The 17,747-nt window shown below is 59.5% G+C and carries 13 protein-coding genes and 2 tRNA genes; 5 read left to right on the top strand and 10 right to left on the bottom strand.

Features of this window, described 5'->3' with window-relative positions; all coding sequences use genetic code 11:
• Nucleotides 1–317: 317 nt before the first annotated feature.
• Nucleotides 318–1,289 carry a VOC family protein gene (locus tag GSF67_RS02605; protein ID WP_006310251.1) on the bottom strand — a complete coding sequence of 324 codons (972 nt, stop codon included), beginning with the start codon at nucleotides 1,287–1,289 and terminating at the stop codon, nucleotides 318–320.
• 226 nt (nucleotides 1,290–1,515) lie between these two features.
• On the opposite strand from GSF67_RS02605, the gene ppdK reads away from it, so the two are divergent.
• Nucleotides 1,516–4,242: a pyruvate, phosphate dikinase gene (gene ppdK / locus GSF67_RS02610; RefSeq protein ID WP_006310253.1), complete on the top strand. Its 2,727-nt coding sequence runs from the start codon at nucleotides 1,516–1,518 to the stop codon at nucleotides 4,240–4,242.
• Here the strand turns inward: ppdK and GSF67_RS02615 are convergent.
• The 3 genes from GSF67_RS02615 to GSF67_RS02625 form a co-directional block, all read right to left on the bottom strand.
• Nucleotides 4,220–4,492, bottom strand: a complete 273-nt coding sequence (locus GSF67_RS02615) for a hypothetical protein (protein WP_006310254.1) — start codon at nucleotides 4,490–4,492, stop codon at nucleotides 4,220–4,222. The genes ppdK and GSF67_RS02615 overlap by 23 nt on opposite strands.
• A gap of 166 nt (nucleotides 4,493–4,658) precedes the next feature.
• On the bottom strand, nucleotides 4,659–4,991 hold the full coding sequence (locus tag GSF67_RS02620) for an MliC family protein (protein WP_006310255.1): 333 nt from the start codon (nucleotides 4,989–4,991) through the stop codon (nucleotides 4,659–4,661).
• Nucleotides 4,992–5,196: 205 nt separating this feature from the next.
• A complete protein-coding gene (locus tag GSF67_RS02625; RefSeq protein WP_006310256.1) occupies nucleotides 5,197–6,561 on the bottom strand; it encodes a dicarboxylate/amino acid:cation symporter in 1,365 nt (454 codons plus the stop codon).
• Between the two features lie 760 nt (nucleotides 6,562–7,321).
• Here GSF67_RS02625 and GSF67_RS02630 point away from each other — a divergent pair.
• On the top strand, nucleotides 7,322–8,242 hold the full coding sequence (locus GSF67_RS02630; protein WP_006310257.1) for a DUF1499 domain-containing protein: 921 nt from the start codon (nucleotides 7,322–7,324) through the stop codon (nucleotides 8,240–8,242).
• Between the two features lie 178 nt (nucleotides 8,243–8,420).
• Here GSF67_RS02630 and GSF67_RS02635 read toward each other — a convergent pair whose 3' ends face one another.
• Complete coding sequence (locus tag GSF67_RS02635; protein ID WP_035214594.1) at nucleotides 8,421–9,329, bottom strand: MBL fold metallo-hydrolase; 909 nt, start codon at nucleotides 9,327–9,329, stop codon at nucleotides 8,421–8,423.
• 203 nt (nucleotides 9,330–9,532) lie between these two features.
• Between GSF67_RS02635 and GSF67_RS02640 the strand changes: the two genes are divergently transcribed.
• Nucleotides 9,533–9,607: transfer RNA gene (locus GSF67_RS02640), tRNA-Gln, on the top strand.
• 442 nt (nucleotides 9,608–10,049) lie between these two features.
• Here the strand turns inward: GSF67_RS02640 and mqo are convergent.
• Nucleotides 10,050–11,765 (bottom strand): malate dehydrogenase (quinone), encoded by a 1,716-nt coding sequence (mqo, locus tag GSF67_RS02645; protein WP_006310260.1) that lies wholly within the window; start codon nucleotides 11,763–11,765, stop codon nucleotides 10,050–10,052.
• Nucleotides 11,766–12,153: 388 nt separating this feature from the next.
• Nucleotides 12,154–12,576: a hypothetical protein gene (locus GSF67_RS02650; protein ID WP_006310261.1), complete on the bottom strand. Its 423-nt coding sequence runs from the start codon at nucleotides 12,574–12,576 to the stop codon at nucleotides 12,154–12,156.
• A 264-nt stretch (nucleotides 12,577–12,840) separates the two neighbouring features.
• On the opposite strand from GSF67_RS02650, the gene GSF67_RS02655 reads away from it, so the two are divergent.
• Nucleotides 12,841–12,917: transfer RNA gene (locus tag GSF67_RS02655), tRNA-Pro, on the top strand.
• 809 nt (nucleotides 12,918–13,726) lie between these two features.
• Here the strand turns inward: GSF67_RS02655 and cysN are convergent.
• The 3 genes from cysN to GSF67_RS02670 are packed head-to-tail and all read right to left on the bottom strand — an operon-like array spanning nucleotide 13,727 to nucleotide 16,975.
• A complete protein-coding gene (gene cysN, locus GSF67_RS02660) occupies nucleotides 13,727–15,211 on the bottom strand; it encodes a sulfate adenylyltransferase subunit CysN (RefSeq protein ID WP_006310263.1) in 1,485 nt (494 codons plus the stop codon).
• The gene (cysD, locus tag GSF67_RS02665; protein ID WP_006310264.1) at nucleotides 15,211–16,164 is read right to left on the bottom strand and encodes a sulfate adenylyltransferase subunit CysD; all 954 of its coding nucleotides are present in this window, start codon (nucleotides 16,162–16,164) and stop codon (nucleotides 15,211–15,213) included. The genes cysN and cysD overlap by 1 nt, the downstream gene beginning before the upstream one ends.
• Before the next feature lie 28 nt (nucleotides 16,165–16,192).
• On the bottom strand, nucleotides 16,193–16,975 hold the full coding sequence (locus GSF67_RS02670; RefSeq protein WP_006310265.1) for a phosphoadenylyl-sulfate reductase: 783 nt from the start codon (nucleotides 16,973–16,975) through the stop codon (nucleotides 16,193–16,195).
• 204 nt (nucleotides 16,976–17,179) lie between these two features.
• Here GSF67_RS02670 and GSF67_RS02675 point away from each other — a divergent pair, with 204 nt between their 5' ends.
• On the top strand, nucleotides 17,180–17,620 hold the full coding sequence (locus tag GSF67_RS02675) for an Rrf2 family transcriptional regulator (RefSeq protein WP_006310266.1): 441 nt from the start codon (nucleotides 17,180–17,182) through the stop codon (nucleotides 17,618–17,620).
• Nucleotides 17,621–17,747: the final 127 nt, after the last annotated feature.

Raw genomic sequence — 17,747 nt, forward strand, 5'->3', positions numbered from 1 at the left:
AGGGTTCTCTCCAGACCCCACCATCCGGTTTCCTGTACCGGATGGAATGCCTTGCGAGGTCGCTGCCGCGGCCTCGCAAGGCTTTCTTTTTGGGGGCATGCGCCCCTTTTTCCCTCATTCCTGTGCTCGTCACAGGAATCCAGCCGGCGCGCGTCTGCGCGGCGAGAGGAGTCCTCCCAGCCCAAGGACTTGAGCTGGCTAGATTCCTGTGACGAGCACAGGAATGAGGGAATGCGGATGCTTTGCTTTGCGAAATTCGAACCATGTGGCGCAGGCGTTCTCGGCATCTACCCGTCGCAAAATTTAAGCCCCAAACCTCACCCCGGCACCAGCCGCAGCCGCGTGCCCCAGGGGTCGATCGCTTCCACGACGTTGCTCTCCATCTCCACCAGCACGTAACCGGCGGCCCGTAACCGTGTCTTCTGCGCTTCGAGATCGGCCGCATCGCGAACGGTAAGTGAAAACCAGTCGAGACCGGTTTCCATGGCATTGCGTTGCTTCGCACCACGGCTGCTCCAGCTATTCACCGCCAGATGGTGATGATAGCCACCGGAGGAGAGGAAAGAGGCGTCCGAACGCGCATCCTGCGTCGGTCGCAGGCCGACGGCCGATTCGTAAAAGGCGCGGGCGGTGGCGATTTCGCCGACCCGCAGGTGTATGTGGCCAATGCGCATGCCGGCCGGGGCTGCCTCATAATCGCTTTTTCTGGTATCGGTCAGCGTCATGAGATCATCGACGTCGAGTGGTTCGGTGCCCATTTTCACCACGTTGCCGCTCCAGACCCATGTGTCTTTCGGCCGGTCGCTGTAAACCTCGATGCCGTTGCCTTCGGGATCGTTGAGATAGATCGCCTCGCTGACATTGTGATCGGCAAAACCTGACAGAGGCACCTGTTTCAGTGCCGCATGTACAAGCCAGCGTGCCAGATCCTTGCGAGAGGGCATCAGATAGGCGATGTGGAACAGGCCGGCGGAGGTGGGGCTTTCGAAATCCGCCGCCGGCTTGTGTACGAGATCGAGCAGCGGCGCGGTACCGACACCGAGCGTCACGCCCCTTGCCGTGCGTTCCACCTCGTTCATGCCGAGTACTGAGCGGTAATAATCGATCATCTGATCGAGATCGCGGACGCGCAGCGCCGCCTGACCCACATGTATCGGTGTCGTTAAGGCGAAGGGCAGGGCGGCATTTGCGGGGGCTGCACCCCCTTCTGCTTTGAGCGCACCGGCAAGAGCGGTGGCGGCACAGGAAATTCCGGCAAATTTCAACGTATGGCGGCGGGTAAATTGCATGAATAATCTCTTTGCAGCGATTTGAATGGCTTAGGCAACACTCCGTTTCAGCGCACTACACGAATGCGTCAATCATGCCGTATTTGGCCTTTGCGGCAATTCTTGCGCGCAATTTGCCGCAATTATGCTGCACTGCGATGTAAACTGCACGTTGCGGCGTTCCCAACATGCTGGCAATGCTGTAGATGATAGAAAAATGACAACGCTTCTGGGTGGAGAGCGTGGAATGAAAAAGTGGGTTTATACCTTCGGCAATGGTGCTGCCGAAGGCAGGGCAGGTGACGTTGCTATATTGGGCGGCAAGGGCGCGAACCTTGCCGAAATGGCAAGTCTCGGCCTACCCGTTCCCCCCGGCCTCACGATTATAGCCGATGCCTGCGCGCTTTATCACAAGAATGGCCGCGATCTTCCCGAAGAGCTGAAGCTGCAGGTCATGGCCGGGCTGCACGGCATGGAGATTGTCACCGGCAAGACCTTCGGCGGCAGCCATTCGCCACTGCTGATCTCCGTCCGCTCCGGCGCCCGCGCCTCCATGCCCGGCATGATGGATACCGTCCTCAACCTCGGTCTCAACGACCGCACGGTCGAGGCGCTGGGCCATGATGCGGGTGATGCCCGTTTTGCCTGGGACAGCTACCGCCGTTTCATCCAAATGTATGGCGATGTCGTCATGGGCCTCGATCATGAAATGTTCGAGGAAATTCTCGAAGATGAGAAAGGCCGCCTCGGCCATGAATACGATACCGACATGTCGGCGGTCGAATGGCAGCACGTCGTTTCGCTTTACAAGAAGCTGATCGAGGACGAGCTCGGCGAAGCCTTCCCGCAGGACTGTCATGTCCAGCTCTGGGGCGCGATCGGCGCCGTTTTCGCCAGCTGGACCAATCATCGCGCCGTGACCTACCGGCATCTGCACAATATTCCGGGTGACTGGGGTACTGCGGTCAATGTGCAGGCCATGGTCTTCGGCAATCTCGGTTCGTCCTCGGCAACCGGCGTCGCCTTCACCCGCAATCCCTCCACCGGTGAGGCGGAGCTTTACGGCGAATTCCTTGTCAATGCGCAAGGGGAGGACGTGGTTGCGGGCATCCGCACGCCGCAATCCATCACCGAGGCCGCGCGGCTGGTATCGGGTTCCGACAAACCTTCCATGGAAAAGCTGATGCCGGAGGCGTTTTCCGAATTTCTTGCGATCTGCAAGCGGCTGGAAACGCATTACCGTGACATGCAGGATCTGGAATTCACCATCGAGCGCGGCAAGCTCTGGATGCTGCAGACCCGTTCCGGCAAGCGCACCACCCGCGCCGCCATGAAGATCGCCGTCGATATGGTGGAAGCGGGGCTGATTTCGCAGGAGGAGGCCGTCTGCCGCATCGAGCCGTCGTCGCTCGACCAGCTGCTGCACCCGACCATCGATCCCGGCATTTCCCGCCCCATCATCGGTTCCGGCCTGCCGGCCTCGCCGGGTGCGGCGACGGGTGAAATCGTCTTTACCTCGGAAGAGGCGGTCGCCGCCGAAGCCGAGGGGCGCCGCGTCATTCTGGTGCGCATCGAAACCAGCCCGGAAGATATTCACGGCATGCATGCCGCCGAAGGCATTCTGACGACGCGTGGCGGCATGACCAGCCACGCCGCCGTGGTGGCACGCGGCATGGGCATCCCTTGCGTCACCGGCGCCGGCTCCATGCGCGTGGACATGCGTAACAAGGTGCTGATCGGCGTCGGCTGTATGCTGAAGCGCGGCGATGTCATCACCATCGATGGCTCTTCCGGCCGGGTGCTGAAGGGCGAAGTACCGATGACGCAGCCGGAACTGTCAGGCGATTTCGGCAAGCTGATGCAATGGGCGGACAATCTGCGCCGAATGACCGTGCGCACCAATGCCGATACGCCGGCCGATGCCCGCGCCGCCCGTGCTTTTGGCGCTGAGGGTATTGGCCTCTGCCGCACCGAACACATGTTCTTTGAAGGCGACCGCATCCATGTGATGCGCGAGATGATCCTTGCCGAAAGCGAAAAGGGCAGGCGGGCAGCGCTCGATCAGCTTCTGCCGATGCAGCGTTCGGATTTCACCGAGCTGTTCCAGATCATGCACGGCCTGCCGGTCACGATCCGCCTGCTCGATCCGCCGCTGCACGAATTTCTGCCGAAGAGCGATGGTGAGATCGTCGAGGTCGCAGCCGCCATGGGCATGCCGCAGACGGTGTTCCGCCAAAGGCTGGATGCGCTGCACGAATTTAACCCCATGCTCGGCCACCGTGGCTGCCGGCTAGCGATTTCCTATCCGGAAATCGCCGAAATGCAGGCACGCGCCATTTTTGAAGCGGCTGTGGCTGCGGCGCGCATCACCGGTGCGCCTGTTGTGCCTGAGATCATGGTGCCGCTGGTCGGCCTCCGCTCCGAACTGGATTACGTCAAGGCCGTCATCGACACGGTGGCCGCCGAGGTGGCTGAAGAGACCGGCATGAGCATCGAATATCTGACCGGCACCATGATCGAGCTGCCGCGTGCGGCCCTGCGTGCCCATGTCATTGCAGAAGCGGCGGAATTCTTCTCCTTCGGCACCAACGACCTGACGCAGACGACTTTCGGCATTTCGCGCGACGATGCGGCGCGTTTCATCAATACCTATCAGCGCAAGGGCATCATCGAACGCGATCCGTTCATCTCGCTCGATTTCGACGGTGTGGGAGAACTGATCCGCATTGCCGCCGAACGCGGCCGCCAGACGCGGCCGGAACTGAAGCTCGGCATCTGCGGTGAACATGGCGGCGATCCGGCCTCGATCCATTTCTGCGAGGATGCGGATCTCGACTACGTGTCGTGCTCACCCTTCCGCGTGCCCATCGCCCGGCTTGCGGCGGCGCAGGCGACGCTCGCTGCAAAGGCAAAGCAGGGGGAAACACCAAGCAACGTCGCCTTCATTCCCGTCAGGGGTTCTGTCGGACGATGATCTGACGCTCGACAACGACCGGCCGGTAGAACATGTCGCGGTTCATCTGCGCCTGCCAGGCGCGGTTGTCGGCGCGGCGGTCCATCTCCAGATCGAGAAGGCAACCGGCCATCGGGTCCGTGCCGGGGCGGAAACCATAACCCCTGCATGTTGCTTCATCCCGCGCCCGGCGCTCTTCCGGTGTCAGCGTCTGGCAGGCGGTGAGCGCCACGAGGGCGGCAAGCGAACCGAGGACGATGGAAACACGCATCTTGTTTCTCCCTGATATGACAGCCGTACGGCACTTTTATCGCCGCGATTGATACGCCTGTTTGCATTTGGGGAAAAGTCGCGCTGGCGCGGAAAGTTGCCGCCGCGCCTCGCTTCCATGCACAAAGACCTCGGTCACGCTGCAAGCGCCTCTCGCGTGCGAGCCGTCACTCAGTGCAGCCGGAAAGCAGCGTTTCCCGGCTGTCGCTCAGAGTGGCACTGTTGCCCTCGGTGCGCAGAACATAGGTGTAATTTCGATCGATCGCCTTGTAGACGGCGCCGGAAGCGGTTCTCTGCTCTGCCATCGGGATCATTTCGTCCATCTGCAAAAGGATTGCAAAACTTTTTCCGTCTGCGCCGTTGACGTAGACCACACGCATCGTTTCATTGTTTGCACAGGCGTAAGACACGGCGTCGACCGTCGTGGAACCGGCCGCTGCTGACGATACATGGGCATTAAGTGCCAGTATGCTCATGATTGTAAAGTACAATATTTTCATATTTTTATTTTCCAAATTTTTGACGTTGTGGAGTTTTATCTTAAATATAACTGAAGTATAATTAATCTAATATTCAGTTATATTTACTTATTTCGTTTTATATTTTGTCAAAAATGTGGATATTCTGGCGAGAAGCCGGGTGGCGCACGTTATTTACGGTGCGCTTCGAAGTGGAGCGCACCGTATCTTTTTGACCAGTTCTCCGTCAGGCCGTCACGGCCTCACGGTCATCGAGCGTGTCGATATCCTTGGCGTTGTTATAAACCGCCTCATTGAGAATGCCTTCGCGCTTGGCGACGATGGTGGGCACCAGTGCCTGGCCGGCGACGTTGACCGCCGTGCGGCCCATGTCGAGGATCGGATCAATGGCGAGCAGCAGGCCGACACCTTCAAGCGGCAGGCCGAGCGTGGAAAGCGTCAACGTCAGCATCACAACCGCGCCTGTGAGACCTGCCGTTGCGGCGGAACCGAGCACGGACACGAAGACGATCAGCACATATTCCTGGATGCCGAGCGGCACCTGGAAGAACTGCGCGATGAAGATCGCCGAGATTGCCGGATAGATCGCGGCGCAGCCATCCATCTTGGTGGTAGCGCCGAGCGGCACGGAGAAGGCGGCATATTCGCGCGGCACGCCAAGGCTCTTTTCCGTCACGGTTTCGGTGACGGGCAGCGTGCCGATGGAGGAGCGCGACACGAAGGCCAGCTGGATGGCCGGCCATGCGCCCGCAAAGAACCGCGAAGGCTTCAGACCATGGGCGAGAAGCAGCGCCGGATAGACGACGAAAAGCACGAGCGCGAGACCGATATAAACGGCCGCCGCATACCAGCCGAGCTGCGACAGCGTCGTCCAGCCATATTGGTCAACCGCGCGGCCGAGCAGGCCGATGGTGCCGATGGGGGTGAGGCGGATGACCCACCACAGGATTTTACGCACGATGGCGAGCAGCGACTGGTTGAAGGCGAGGAACGGTTCCGCCGCCTTGCCGGCTTTGAGGGCTGCGACACCAAAAGCAATGGAAACCACGAGCAGCTGCAGCACGTTGAAGTTCAGCGAGGTGCTGCCGGCGCCGTTGGTGATTTTGGTAGACGCCTCAAGGCCGAAGACGTTGGCCGGAACGAGACCCTTCAGGAAATCCAGCCAGGAGCCGGTGGAAGAGGGGGCCGCCGCTGCCGTGTTGGCAATTGCCGTGTTGACGCCCGGCTGAATGACGAGGCCGAGCACGATGCCGATGACCACGGCGATGAGCGCGGTGATGGCGAACCACAGAAGCGTCTGCCAGACGAGCTTTGCCGCATTGGAAAGATTCTTGAGATTGGCGATGGAAGCGACGATAGCCGTAAAGATCAGCGGCGGTACGAGCGCGCGCAAAAGCTGCACGAAAATGCTGCCGATGGTCTGCAGCGTGACCGAAAGCCAGTTCGGGCTGCCGGCTGCATCGGGGCCGATGTTGCGGGCAACAAGACCGAGCAGCAGGCCGATGACCATGGCAATCAGAACCTGAAAGCCGAAATTGCGATAAAAAGGTTTCGGCCCGGAGGAGCCGGCGGACGTCGTTGCCTGTGACATGATATGTCTCTTTATTGTGCAAGAAAACGAGAATGCTGCTCTTTTTACACGCATTCTCGAGGGAGGTCGCCGAGGATACGCCGATTTCCTCAGCAATTAAGGGATGGACTTGCGTATTTGTTGCATTGTCGGGTAATTATTCTCTTAATCGGCAGGAATTCGGAAAAATATTCTCGTTTCTTGTTGCCATAGCTTGTCCGTCGGTCGGGGCAATATCGGAGGCCCGGAGAGCATCTGCATTTGGCAGGAGCGTTGCGTACCCCGGACCATGTCCACTACTGTCCGGTTTAAGTTTCTGGACAAGGCACAAGACTCTCATTCTAATAGGCTTTCCGGATTTTCGCCTTAACCGGACACCAAAGAAGAGCGGCGTCGTTCGATGGGAAGGAAAGTCATGCCAATTGCGCCGACGTCATCCTCGGGCCTGTCCCGAGGATCTGCCAACGTATTGATTTTATTCGACGTGGTTAGATCCTCGGCACAAGGCCGAGGATGACGTTGAGTGAATGTTCACCCTTTATCACCGACTTCAAGGGGACTGCATTCTGCCTCGAAATTTAAACCGGACAGCAGCGGATCATGTCCGGCATGACGGAAGAGAGGTCTTCGGAGGTTGTGAGCACGCTTTACCCGCAGATCAAACCCCTCTTTTGTTTTCCTCGCCGCAAATCCGGTCTATGACATCATATGCAGGTGATTCCCTGCCAGAATTCGGGTGCAACGCTTTCAAGCCAATGCGATCTAACGGATATCCGCTTCCATGACTGTGCGTTTCGTCCGGCCTTTTTCGGTGGCAGCCTATCTTTCCCGCTATCTCGGTCTTGCGGCGCTGGCGCTTTTTCTTGTCGCCGCCGGCATCCATCGCTTCGGGCCGTTGACGACGCCGGATCTTGTCGGGCTGCTCATCATTGCCGCCGGCATTGCTCTCGTGGCCGTGCTTCTGGCGCTGATCGGCCTGGAGCGGCTGTGGACCACGGGCGCGCGCGGCGGGCTTTCGGCGCTGGCCGCGCTGCTTCTCTCCGCCCTGCCACTCGGCGTCGTTGGTTATGGTGCCTTTCTTTATTGGCAGCAGCCGAAGATTTACGACATTTCCACTGATCTGACCGACGTGCCGGAATGGCTGGCCACACCCGCCGCCAACCAGCAATGGCTGGTGCGGCCGGTGGCCGTGACGAAAGCCGACCGCGATGCGCAGATGGAGGCTTACGCGAGCCTAGCCGGCCGTCGTTATGAAGGTGCAATCGACCGTATCTATGCCGCCGCCAAAAAAATGGCCGCAGCCCAGTCCATCCGCATTACCCATACGAAGGGTGTGATCGGCGCGGAAGATGCCCCCTCCGTTGGCGTGCCGCCGCAGGACAGGACGCAGCCCACGGAAGATGCGCCGGTGGAAGACCTGCCCTCCATCGTGCCCGTGCCCATGGCGCGCCCGGCAGAAGCGCCGCAGCCCACCTTCTTTAATGGCAGCGGCGTGGTGCTGATGCAGGGCGAAACCCGCACCCGCCTCTGGGGCCTGCGTTTCGATATCCTCATCCGGCTCAAGGAAGAGGCGGAAACCACCATCGTCGACGTGCGTGTGGCCTCCCGCTACGGTCCGCATGATCTCGGCATGGGTGCGGCGATTGCCGAGGCCTATCTCGATGCGCTGGATGCGGAAATGCAAGGGTTGAACGATAATTGAGTTCGTGACGCCGAAAGCTTGGCTGCCGCTAAGCTTCGGCAAGATTGGGGCTCTGCATCGCCTCTGTTTCTTCTCCCCGCCCGGGAGAAGAACAGGCGGTATCCGCTCATTCCGTCAAACGGCGCAGCAAAGAGATGAGGCGACCGATCCTCGAAGATGTCTCGCGCCAAAACCCTCGTCAGACCGGAAAATATTCGCCCAGCAGCGAAGGCGCGCCATCCGTCCGCACTTCGCCCTTTTCGATCAGATCCTCGATATGCGCCAGCACGGAAAGTGCCGCTGCCCCATGCAGACGCTTGTCGGTGCTGGCATAGATCACCTTCACCATATCGGCGATCCGCCTGTCGCCGTCGCGGATACGCTTCAGGACCGCCTTTTCCCGCATGCGGCGGTGGGCGCGAAGCCCGCGCATGAAGGCGGCGGGGTCGGTGACCGGTCCGCCATGGCCGGGCAAAAACAGCCGGTCGTCGCGGGCGAGCAGCCGCTCCAGCGAGGCCATGTAGTCGCTCATCGCGCCGTCAGGCGGTGCGACGATGGTGGTGGCCCAGGCCATGACGTGATCGGCCGAAAAGACGATGCCGCTGCCCTCAAGCGCAAAGGCGGCGTGATTGGCGGTGTGGCCCGGCGTATGCAGCGCGGTCAGCGTCCAGCCATCGCCGGAAAGGCTCTTCCCGTCGCCAAGCGTAATGTCGGGCGCGAAAGCCATATCGGAACTTTCGGCAAAGGGGTTGGTTTCGCCCACATGCAGCGGCCGGGCGGCGCGATGCGGACCTTCCGCCACCGTCAGCGCCCCGGTCGCCTGTGCCAGCCGGCGGGCCAGCGGCGAATGATCGCGATGGGTGTGGCTGACGAAGATATGGGTCACCTCGCGCCCATCAAGCGCCGCCATCAACGCCTGAAAATGCGCCTCATCCTCCGGGCCGGGATCGATGACGGCAACGGAGCGGTCGCCGACGATATAGGAGTTGGTTCCATGGAAGGTGAAGGCGGAAGGATTGTTGACGGTGAGGCGCTGAATGAGCGGGGCGACAGGAACCGCCTCGCCATAGGCCGGCTTGAAATCGAGATCGAATGCCGGGTCCGCCATCAAGACCTCCTGAATGAATGCCATGCCGAAAATGCCGGCGGCGCCCGCCGCACAATCGCCAAGCCCTATCATGCCGCCTGCGGCCCGGCACCCAAAAAGCTTGGGTTTTGTGAAAAAATTGGTCGCCGGGTCATTGCCGCGCCGGGCAGGCTTTGCTAATCAGGCGCGGTTCAGGCAGCGGCGTTTCGCTCTCGCTGCCCTGTTGGGGCGTCGCCAAGCGGTAAGGCACCGGTTTTTGGTACCGGCATTCCCAGGTTCGAATCCTGGCGCCCCAGCCATTTCTTCTCTATTTATCATATAGATAGCTCAGTATTTCCGCGGGAATGTCTAGTTATATACAATTTTAGATTGTGTATTACGATATCTGCAACACTTTTATGATTTCTGAATTCAGACATCAGGAGTGAATATCAGTGTCCCAAACACCAGAACCCAGCCAATCGCACAACCAACCCCCAAAGAAGCCCGATTTTGAATGGGTTTTCTGGGTTTTTCCCATCGTTGCCTTTGTTGTAATAGCATATCTCGGTGACTTGAAATGGGCGTTTATAATCGGAGGTGGAATTGCCGTGATGCTCTTTGTCTATTTCAGGTTCATTAAGCGAAAATTGCTCAAACAAAGTCGGGTTCTCTAAGCGCTGAGTTTTGCATAAAGACACCAACAAAAACGCCGCGTATCCAAAGACACGCGGCGCCCAATCCTCAAATCGCAACTAAACCTTAAAGCGCGATATCCGGCACCTTCTTCACCGGTGCACCCGCAGGCGCCGCGCCGGCACCCTTCAGCGCCTCGAGATCGATCTGCGGCGGGGTCGGCAGTTGCAGGTGTTCGGCGGTGTAGGCCCATTCCTCACGCACCTTTTCCGGGTCGTCATTGAGCTTGGTGCCGTAGCTCGGTACGATCTGGCGCAGTTTCGCCTGCCATTCCGGCGTTGCCACCTTGTCCTTGAAGACCTTTTCCAGAACGCTGAGCATGATCGGCGCGGCGGTCGAGGCGCCCGGCGAAGCGCCGAGCAGGCCGGCGATGCTGCCGTCCTTGGCGGCGACGACTTCGGTGCCGAGCCTGAGCACGCCGCCCTTTTCCTCGTCGCGCTTGATGATCTGCACGCGCTGGCCGGCCTGCCACAGGCGCCATTCGCCCTGCTTGGCATTGGGGAAATATTCCTTCAGGGCGGCAAAACGGTCGTCATCCGACATCATCAGCTGGCCGGCGAGATATTCCACCAGCGGGTACTCATCGATGCCCACCCGCACCATCGGCCAGGCATTGCTGGTCGTGACGGAGGAGACGAGATCGAAATAGGAGCCTTCCTTCAGGAATTTGGTGGAGAAGGTGGCGAAAGGCCCGAACAGGATGACACGCTTGCCGCCCAGCACGCGGGTATCCAGATGCGGAACCGACATAGGCGGCGAGCCGACAGAGGCCTTGCCATAGGCCTTGGCCAGATGCTGCATCGTCACATCGGGGTTCTCGTTGATGAGGAACGAGCCGCCCACGGGGAAACCGGCATAGTCATCGGCTTCGGGAACGCCGGACATCTGCAACAGATGCAGCGCACCGCCGCCGGCGCCGATGAACACGAATTTCGCGTCCACCACCTGTTCGGCATCCGTCTTGGTGTTGGTATAGGTCACGCGCCAGCTGCCATCGGCATTGCGCTGGATGTCGGAGACCTCGCTATTGACCTGCAGGTCGAAATTCTGGTCGCTCTGCAGATGCGAGACGAACTGACGGGTAATTTCGCCGAATTCCATGTCGGTGCCGAGCGGCGACCAGGTTGCGCCGATCTTCTGGGAAGGATCACGGCCCTCCATCATCAGCGGCACCCACTTCTTGATCTGTTCCGGATCGGTGGAGAATTCCATGCCGGCGAAAAGCGGGCTGGCCTTTAGCGCCTGATAACGCTTTTCCAGATAGGCGACGTTCTCGTCACCCCAGACGAAGCTCATATGAGGTGTGTGGTTGATGAAGGAGCGCGGGTTTTTCAAAACGCCGTTGCGCACCTGCCATGCCCAGAACTGCCGGGAAATCTGGAAGGATTCGTTGATGTTGACGGCTTGCGTGATCTTGATGTTGCCGTTGTCGTCTTCCGGCGTGTAATTCAGTTCGGCAAGCGCGGAGTGACCGGTGCCGGCATTGTTCCAGCCGTTGGAGCTTTCAAGCGCCACGCCATCCAGCCGCTCCAGCATCTGCATCGACCAGGTGGGCTCCAGTTCGCGAAGCCACACACCGAGCGTCGCGCTCATGATGCCGCCGCCGATGAGGAGCACATCGACCTTCTTGGCAGCCATATTGGCGAGAAGCGGTGCAGAGGGCAGTGCCGCTGCGGCAATTCCGGCGAGCGCGCCGCCCAGAACCTGTCGGCGGTTCAGCGGAAATGCATGGGAGAGATCAGTGAGCTGGGATTTGTCTTGATCGATGGGAGTCACGGCCATACCTGATTCTTGTTTTGTGTTAAAAACACTCCTCCCGATCGCCCCGTTATAGCAAAGCGCATGGCGGCACAACCCGGGCCCATTTACTCCAGTTCAAGCGTTTTTGCGGGAATTTGACCGGGACATATGGTCGCTGGGGCGAATTTTGGCCGTTTGCGAATTGTCATTTTCAGCACGGTGAAGATTAGGCGATGCTTTCAAACGGTTGAAAGAGTTCTATCGGCCGGATATGGCGAAAAGCGCGCCCGGCCGTATTTTGCCGGCCAGGATGGGTGGCGCGGCGCTACTGCGTGCCGATTTATTTCCGAAAAAATGACGATAATCCCGGAAAAGTGAAAGGCCCGCCGTTGCGGACGGGCCTTGTTGTGTTCGCTCTGAGGCCGACAGCTCAGTTTGCGGCGAGGAATTCCGCGCAATAGCTCGGGCCGTTGACGCCGGGGCGGTCGGAGACCGTGCGTACGGCAGTGATTTTGTAGTCGCTGGAAACAACCAGCTGCACAGTGCAGGAGAGCGAAGCGCTGCGGGCCGGCGAGATCTGGCGACCCTTCTTGCCATCCTTGCCTTCTTCGAACTTGGCCGGAATGGTGGCCTTCTTGTAGCCGCCGCGCCAGTTATAGACAGTGGAGCTGCCGGTTTCCGTGTCGCTCAGCGGCGGGCCGAATTTTGCGAAGAAAATACCGGCTGACTGGCCGACCCAGCGGGTCTCGACCGGGCTCTTCTGGGCAAATGTGGGCGCGGAGCCACCGGTGGAGGTGGTGCAGGCGGAGAGCGCAATGGCAAACGCTGCGAGCGTTACGCTGCGAAATAGCATGGTGAAATGTCCTTTGTGCCGTGTCCGGCTTCCCGCCGGTCATTCCGTTCCCCTAGCAGATTTGGCGGCGGGGGGCAGGGGAGGTGTGCGGCTTGACGAAAATTTCCTGCCACAATTGCTTTTTTGTAACGTTTTCCGCCCTTCCGCCGCACTCTGCGGGTGCTTGACGGGGCTGTTGCACGGGACGGCAAAAACTTGTCATAAAAAATGCAATATGCCGCTTGTCGAATGCCGGAGGCTGGTCTATAGACGCGCTGCTGGTCACGGAGTGTAGCGCAGTCTGGTAGCGCACGTCGTTCGGGACGACGGGGTCGGAGGTTCGAATCCTCTCACTCCGACCAGCTTGAAGCCTTGTGTGTCAGGCTTTCTGGCGTTTTATCTTCCCATTAAAATATAGCCGTTTTTGCCTATGCGCACAGATTGCGCACGGCTTCAGAATGCGTTTGCAGCACTTTGCTGGAATTCTGAAGCGTTGTGCAGATATATTCCTTAGAATTTATCGCTGGTAATGCCGAGCATGCAGCGGCCTCATGAACATCAACGCCAGCATGGGCACGCCAATAAGCCCGTTTCGGCCGGCTTTTAAACGCCGCAGCCGGTCACCCGAACGAAAGAGGCCCGTCGCTCCGCCAAGCGCCAGGCCTCAATGTCGCGGCGGCCTTGTTTCAGGGGACGCGCGACATCTGAAAGTCTTAAAAGCCTCGATTCCGATCCACAACCTCAGAAGTTACCCGTCATCGCCTTGCGCCCCGAATTTCAGGGGCTGTCGTGGTCATCAATTTGTCGCGATCAAAAAAGAGGCCCGCTGTTCTCTCGAACAACGAGCCTCTGTTGGGTCGCTTGGCGGAGCGACCGCGCGCAAATTCGCTTTTTGCACATGAACGTCAAATGAACGAACGGCTTTGCCAAAGACTGAGAAACAACCTGTAAAAATCAGGGGCTCATGGATCGGAAAGCGCGCTCAGCCGTTATCTATCCATAACAACGATGGAGGATAACATGCTGAAGGGTATTGCACTGTGGGCGATGGGCGTTCCGGTCGTCGTGATCATTCTGCTTTATATGTTCGTATTTTAAGTCGCATCTGACGACGGACCAAACAAAAAGGCGACCACACCGTGGTCGCCTTTTGCCGTTCATGTGGGGATTTTCAGTCGAGATCGCCGATGAGCCGTGAAGCTGTCGCCGCATCCGTGCGGCGGATGTCGATCTCGTCGCGGTGCTTGGCGAGCAGTTCTCCGGCCAGCAGCTTTTCCGCCAGACCGGCGGGCAGGGAGAGGATGACGCGGTCCCCCTGTTCCTCCGTCGCACCTGTGCTGCGCTTGGCCGAGATCATGCCGCCCGCCACCGTATTGTTGGTGTCAGGGTCGATCAGGATGAAGGAGCCGGTCGCCCGGTTCTGTTCATAGGGATCGAAGATCGCCGTCTCGTCGAAGGAGAGACGCACCTTGCCGATGGCGTTCATCGGCAGCGAGGTCTCATGCGCCTGCCATTCGCCTTCCCGAAGGTTGAGCTGGCTGACGGGCTGGACGCTGACGCGCTGGCGGCGACTGGCGCTTTTCAGCCAGTAGCGCTTGCCGGCCTCGATGCCGCCGGGCTGCAGAGCGACGATCTGCGCGTCAAAAGCAAGTCCCGTCAGCGGTTGTGCCTCGATGGAAACGATCATGTCGCCGCGGGAGACATCCACCTGACGGTCGAGCACGAGCGTGACGGCATCACCCGCGACAGCAGCATTGCGCACTAGATCGAAGGTGACGATCTGCTTGACATTGGCGACCATGCCCGAGGGCAGGACGACAACGCTGTCGCCGGGCTTCACCGAACCGCCGGCAACCGTGCCTTGATAACCGCGGAAGCTTTCACCTGGCCGCGACACGCGCTGTACGGGCAGGCGGAAACCGCCGGACTGCGTGGAGCGGACGGTGGCAAGCTCCAGCGTCTCCACCAGCGTCGGGCCTTCATACCAGGGCATGGAGGCCTTACCTGACAGCACGACGTTTTCACCCTTCAGCGCCGACATCGGAATCGCGGTGATCTGCTTGATGCCGAGATCGGAGGCGAAATCGCGGAACTCGTGGGCGATCAGTTCGAAACCGGCCTTGTCGTAGTTCGTCAGGTCGATCTTGTTGACCGCCAGCACGAATTGCCGGATGCCCATCAGCGCCGCAATGGTGGCGTGGCGGCGGGTCTGTTCCAGAATGCCGGTGCGCGCATCGACCAGCAGCACGGCCAGATCGGCCGTGGAAGCGCCGGTCGCCATGTTGCGGGTATATTGTTCATGGCCGGGCGTATCGGCGACGATGAAGGCGCGCCGGTCGGTGGCGAAATAACGATAGGCGACATCGATGGTGATGCCCTGTTCGCGCTCGGCCTGCAAACCATCCAGCAGCAGCGCGAAATCGGGCAGGCCGAGATCGTTCTGCTTGCCGCTGTCACGGTGCAACGTGGCGGCCTGGTCTTCCTTGACGGCCTTGGTGTCCCAGAGGAGACGGCCGATCAGGGTCGATTTGCCATCATCCACGCTGCCGCAGGTGATGAGGCGCAGAGGACGCGTGTCGCGCGCCACCTTCGAGTGTTCGGCAAAGGGCAGGATGGTGGCGGAAGAGGAGGGGGTGTTGGCGGCGGCAGTGCTCATCAGAAATAGCCCTCGCGCTTCTTTTTCTCCATAGAGCCGGACTGGTCGCGGTCAATCGCGCGGCCCTGCCGCTCGGAGACGGTGGCGATTTCGAGTTCGGCGATGACGTCCTGAAGCGTTGCGGCCTCGGAGCGGATGGCGCCGGTCAGCGGGAAGCAGCCGAGCGTGCGGAAGCGGATCGAGCCATGCTTGATCTCTTCACCGGGCAGCAGCTCAAGGCGCTCGTCCTCGGCAAGGATCATCATGCCGTCGCGCTCGATATAGGGGCGCTCGGCAGCGTAATAGAGCGGCACCAGCGGAATGTTTTCCGCCTCGATGTAACGCCAGATATCGACTTCGGTCCAGTTGGAAAGCGGGAAGGCGCGCACGCTTTCGCCCTTGCGGACCATGCCGTTATAGATGTTCCACAGCTCCGGGCGCTGGTTGCGCGGATCCCATTTATGGTCGGGCGTGCGGAAGGAGTAGATGCGTTCCTTGGCGCGGCTCGCCTCTTCGTCGCGTCGTGCGCCGCCGAATGCCGCGTCGAACTGGCCGGCATCCAGCGCCTGACGCAGCGCTTCCGTCTTCATGATGTCGGTGTAGAGCGCCGATCCATGGGAGAAGGGGGTGACGTTTTCCAACGCGCCGCGAGGGTTGGTGTAGGAAATCAGGTCGAGATCGTATTCCTTCACGATATTGTCGCGGAACTCGATCATTTCCTTGAACTTCCAGCCGGTATTGACGTGCAGGAGCGGGAAGGGAATGCGCCCGGGAAAGAATGCCTTGCGCGCCAGATGCAGCAGCACGGATGAGTCCTTGCCGATGGAATAGAGCATCACAGGGTTATCGAATTCGGCGGCGACTTCGCGGAAAATATGAATAGCTTCGTTTTCAAGCGCCTTCAGATGCGGATCGAGCGGCGGCTTGGATGCGACAGTATTCTTGCTGTCCGTCTCGTGGACTGCGTTGGACATTGTGAACTCCGGGAGATGAACTGAATGATTATCGTTGCGGGATGGCGGAAACGGGGGGTGTCTGCTCCGCACCGGCGACGTGAAGACCGCATTCGCGCTTCTCGTCGTTCTCCCACCACCATCGTCCGGCGCGCTCAGGCTCGCCGGGCTTGATGGCGCGCGTACACGGCTCGCAGCCGATGGAGGGGTAACCGCGCTGATGCAACGGGTTGACGGGGATGTTTTCCTCGGCGACATAGGCCCTGATCTGTTCGATGTCCCAGTCGGCCAAAGCATTGATCTTGATAAGATTACGCTCAGCGTCGAACTCGGCGAATGGGGTCGCGGCGCGATTGCCGGACTGGCCGCGACGGAGCCCGGTGATCCAGAAAGCTGCACCCTCCAGTGCCTTGCCAAGCGGGATCAGCTTTCTGACATGACAGCAGGCGTGGCGGGCTTCGACGCTCTCGTAAAAGCCGTTGAGACCATACTTCGCTGCATAGGCGTCGATATCGTCTTGTTCGGGACGGAAGCGGCGGATTTCGATGCCGAAACGTTCTTCGGTTTCATCGATGAGATCGACTGTCTCCTTGAACAGCCGCCCGGTTTCCAGCGTCACGACGTCAATCGGCAGACGATGCGTACCGATGGCGGCGGTGATGACCTGATCCTCGATGCCGAGGCTGGTGGTGAAGACCGCGCGCCCGCCGAGGCCGGCAACGAAAGAAAGACGTCCGGCAAGATCGAGCCCGGCAAGCGTGGCGTCGAGGGATGCGGTATCGGCAGAAGCATTTGTTGAATTGATGGTCATTGTCACGTCCGGGATTTCCATGGCCGATTATTGTTGAAATCCGGCTATGCGAACAGAAATGACAGTCTTTGTGGGCTGCACTTCAGAGCAAAAATGCCTCACGCGCACGATCTATGAGCAAAAGATGCCCGTTCACCTTCTTTGCAGCTTGGATTTGAATTGTGACAACTTCTGCGCTAAGCGGGAATTGCCGGGTATCCGGGCTTGTGGTCTACTGGTTTTACGATGATTTCGCAGAAGGCAAAATATGCGCTGAGGGCGCTTCTTTCGCTGGCAAAGGCCGACGGCGGCTGTCCCGTGCAGATTTCCGACATTGCCCGCGAACAGGCCATTCCGAAAAAGTTTCTCGAACAGATCCTTCTCGAAATGAAGAAGGAACGGATCGTCGAAAGCCGGCGCGGCAAGCAGGGCGGTTATCTTCTGGCGCGCCCGGCGTCAGACATCACCTTTGGCGAAGTGCTACGCCTCATCGACGGGCCGCTTGCGCCCTTGCCCTGCCTGTCGCAGACCGCCTATCGCCGTTGTGAGGATTGCGACGGCGAGAAGCAGTGCGAGATCCGCCACGTCTTCGCCCGCGTGGCCGATGCCACCCGCAACATCCTGTTCAACACCACCGTTGGGGATGCGGTGGCGGGTGTCGAAGTGCCCGAGCTTTTGACGGCCTGACGAAAAAATTGTCTAAAACCCCATAATATTTTTCGCCATCGCGGCAAAAAATCGTCAAAAATGTGAAACGGTTTTGCATTCAGCAAAGTTTTACACGACGCTTGTTGCGCCTTTCGCTTATGCTGCG

Source organism: Agrobacterium sp. CGMCC 11546, from assembly GCF_013365515.1.
Classification (GTDB): domain Bacteria; phylum Pseudomonadota; class Alphaproteobacteria; order Rhizobiales; family Rhizobiaceae; genus Agrobacterium; species Agrobacterium fabrum.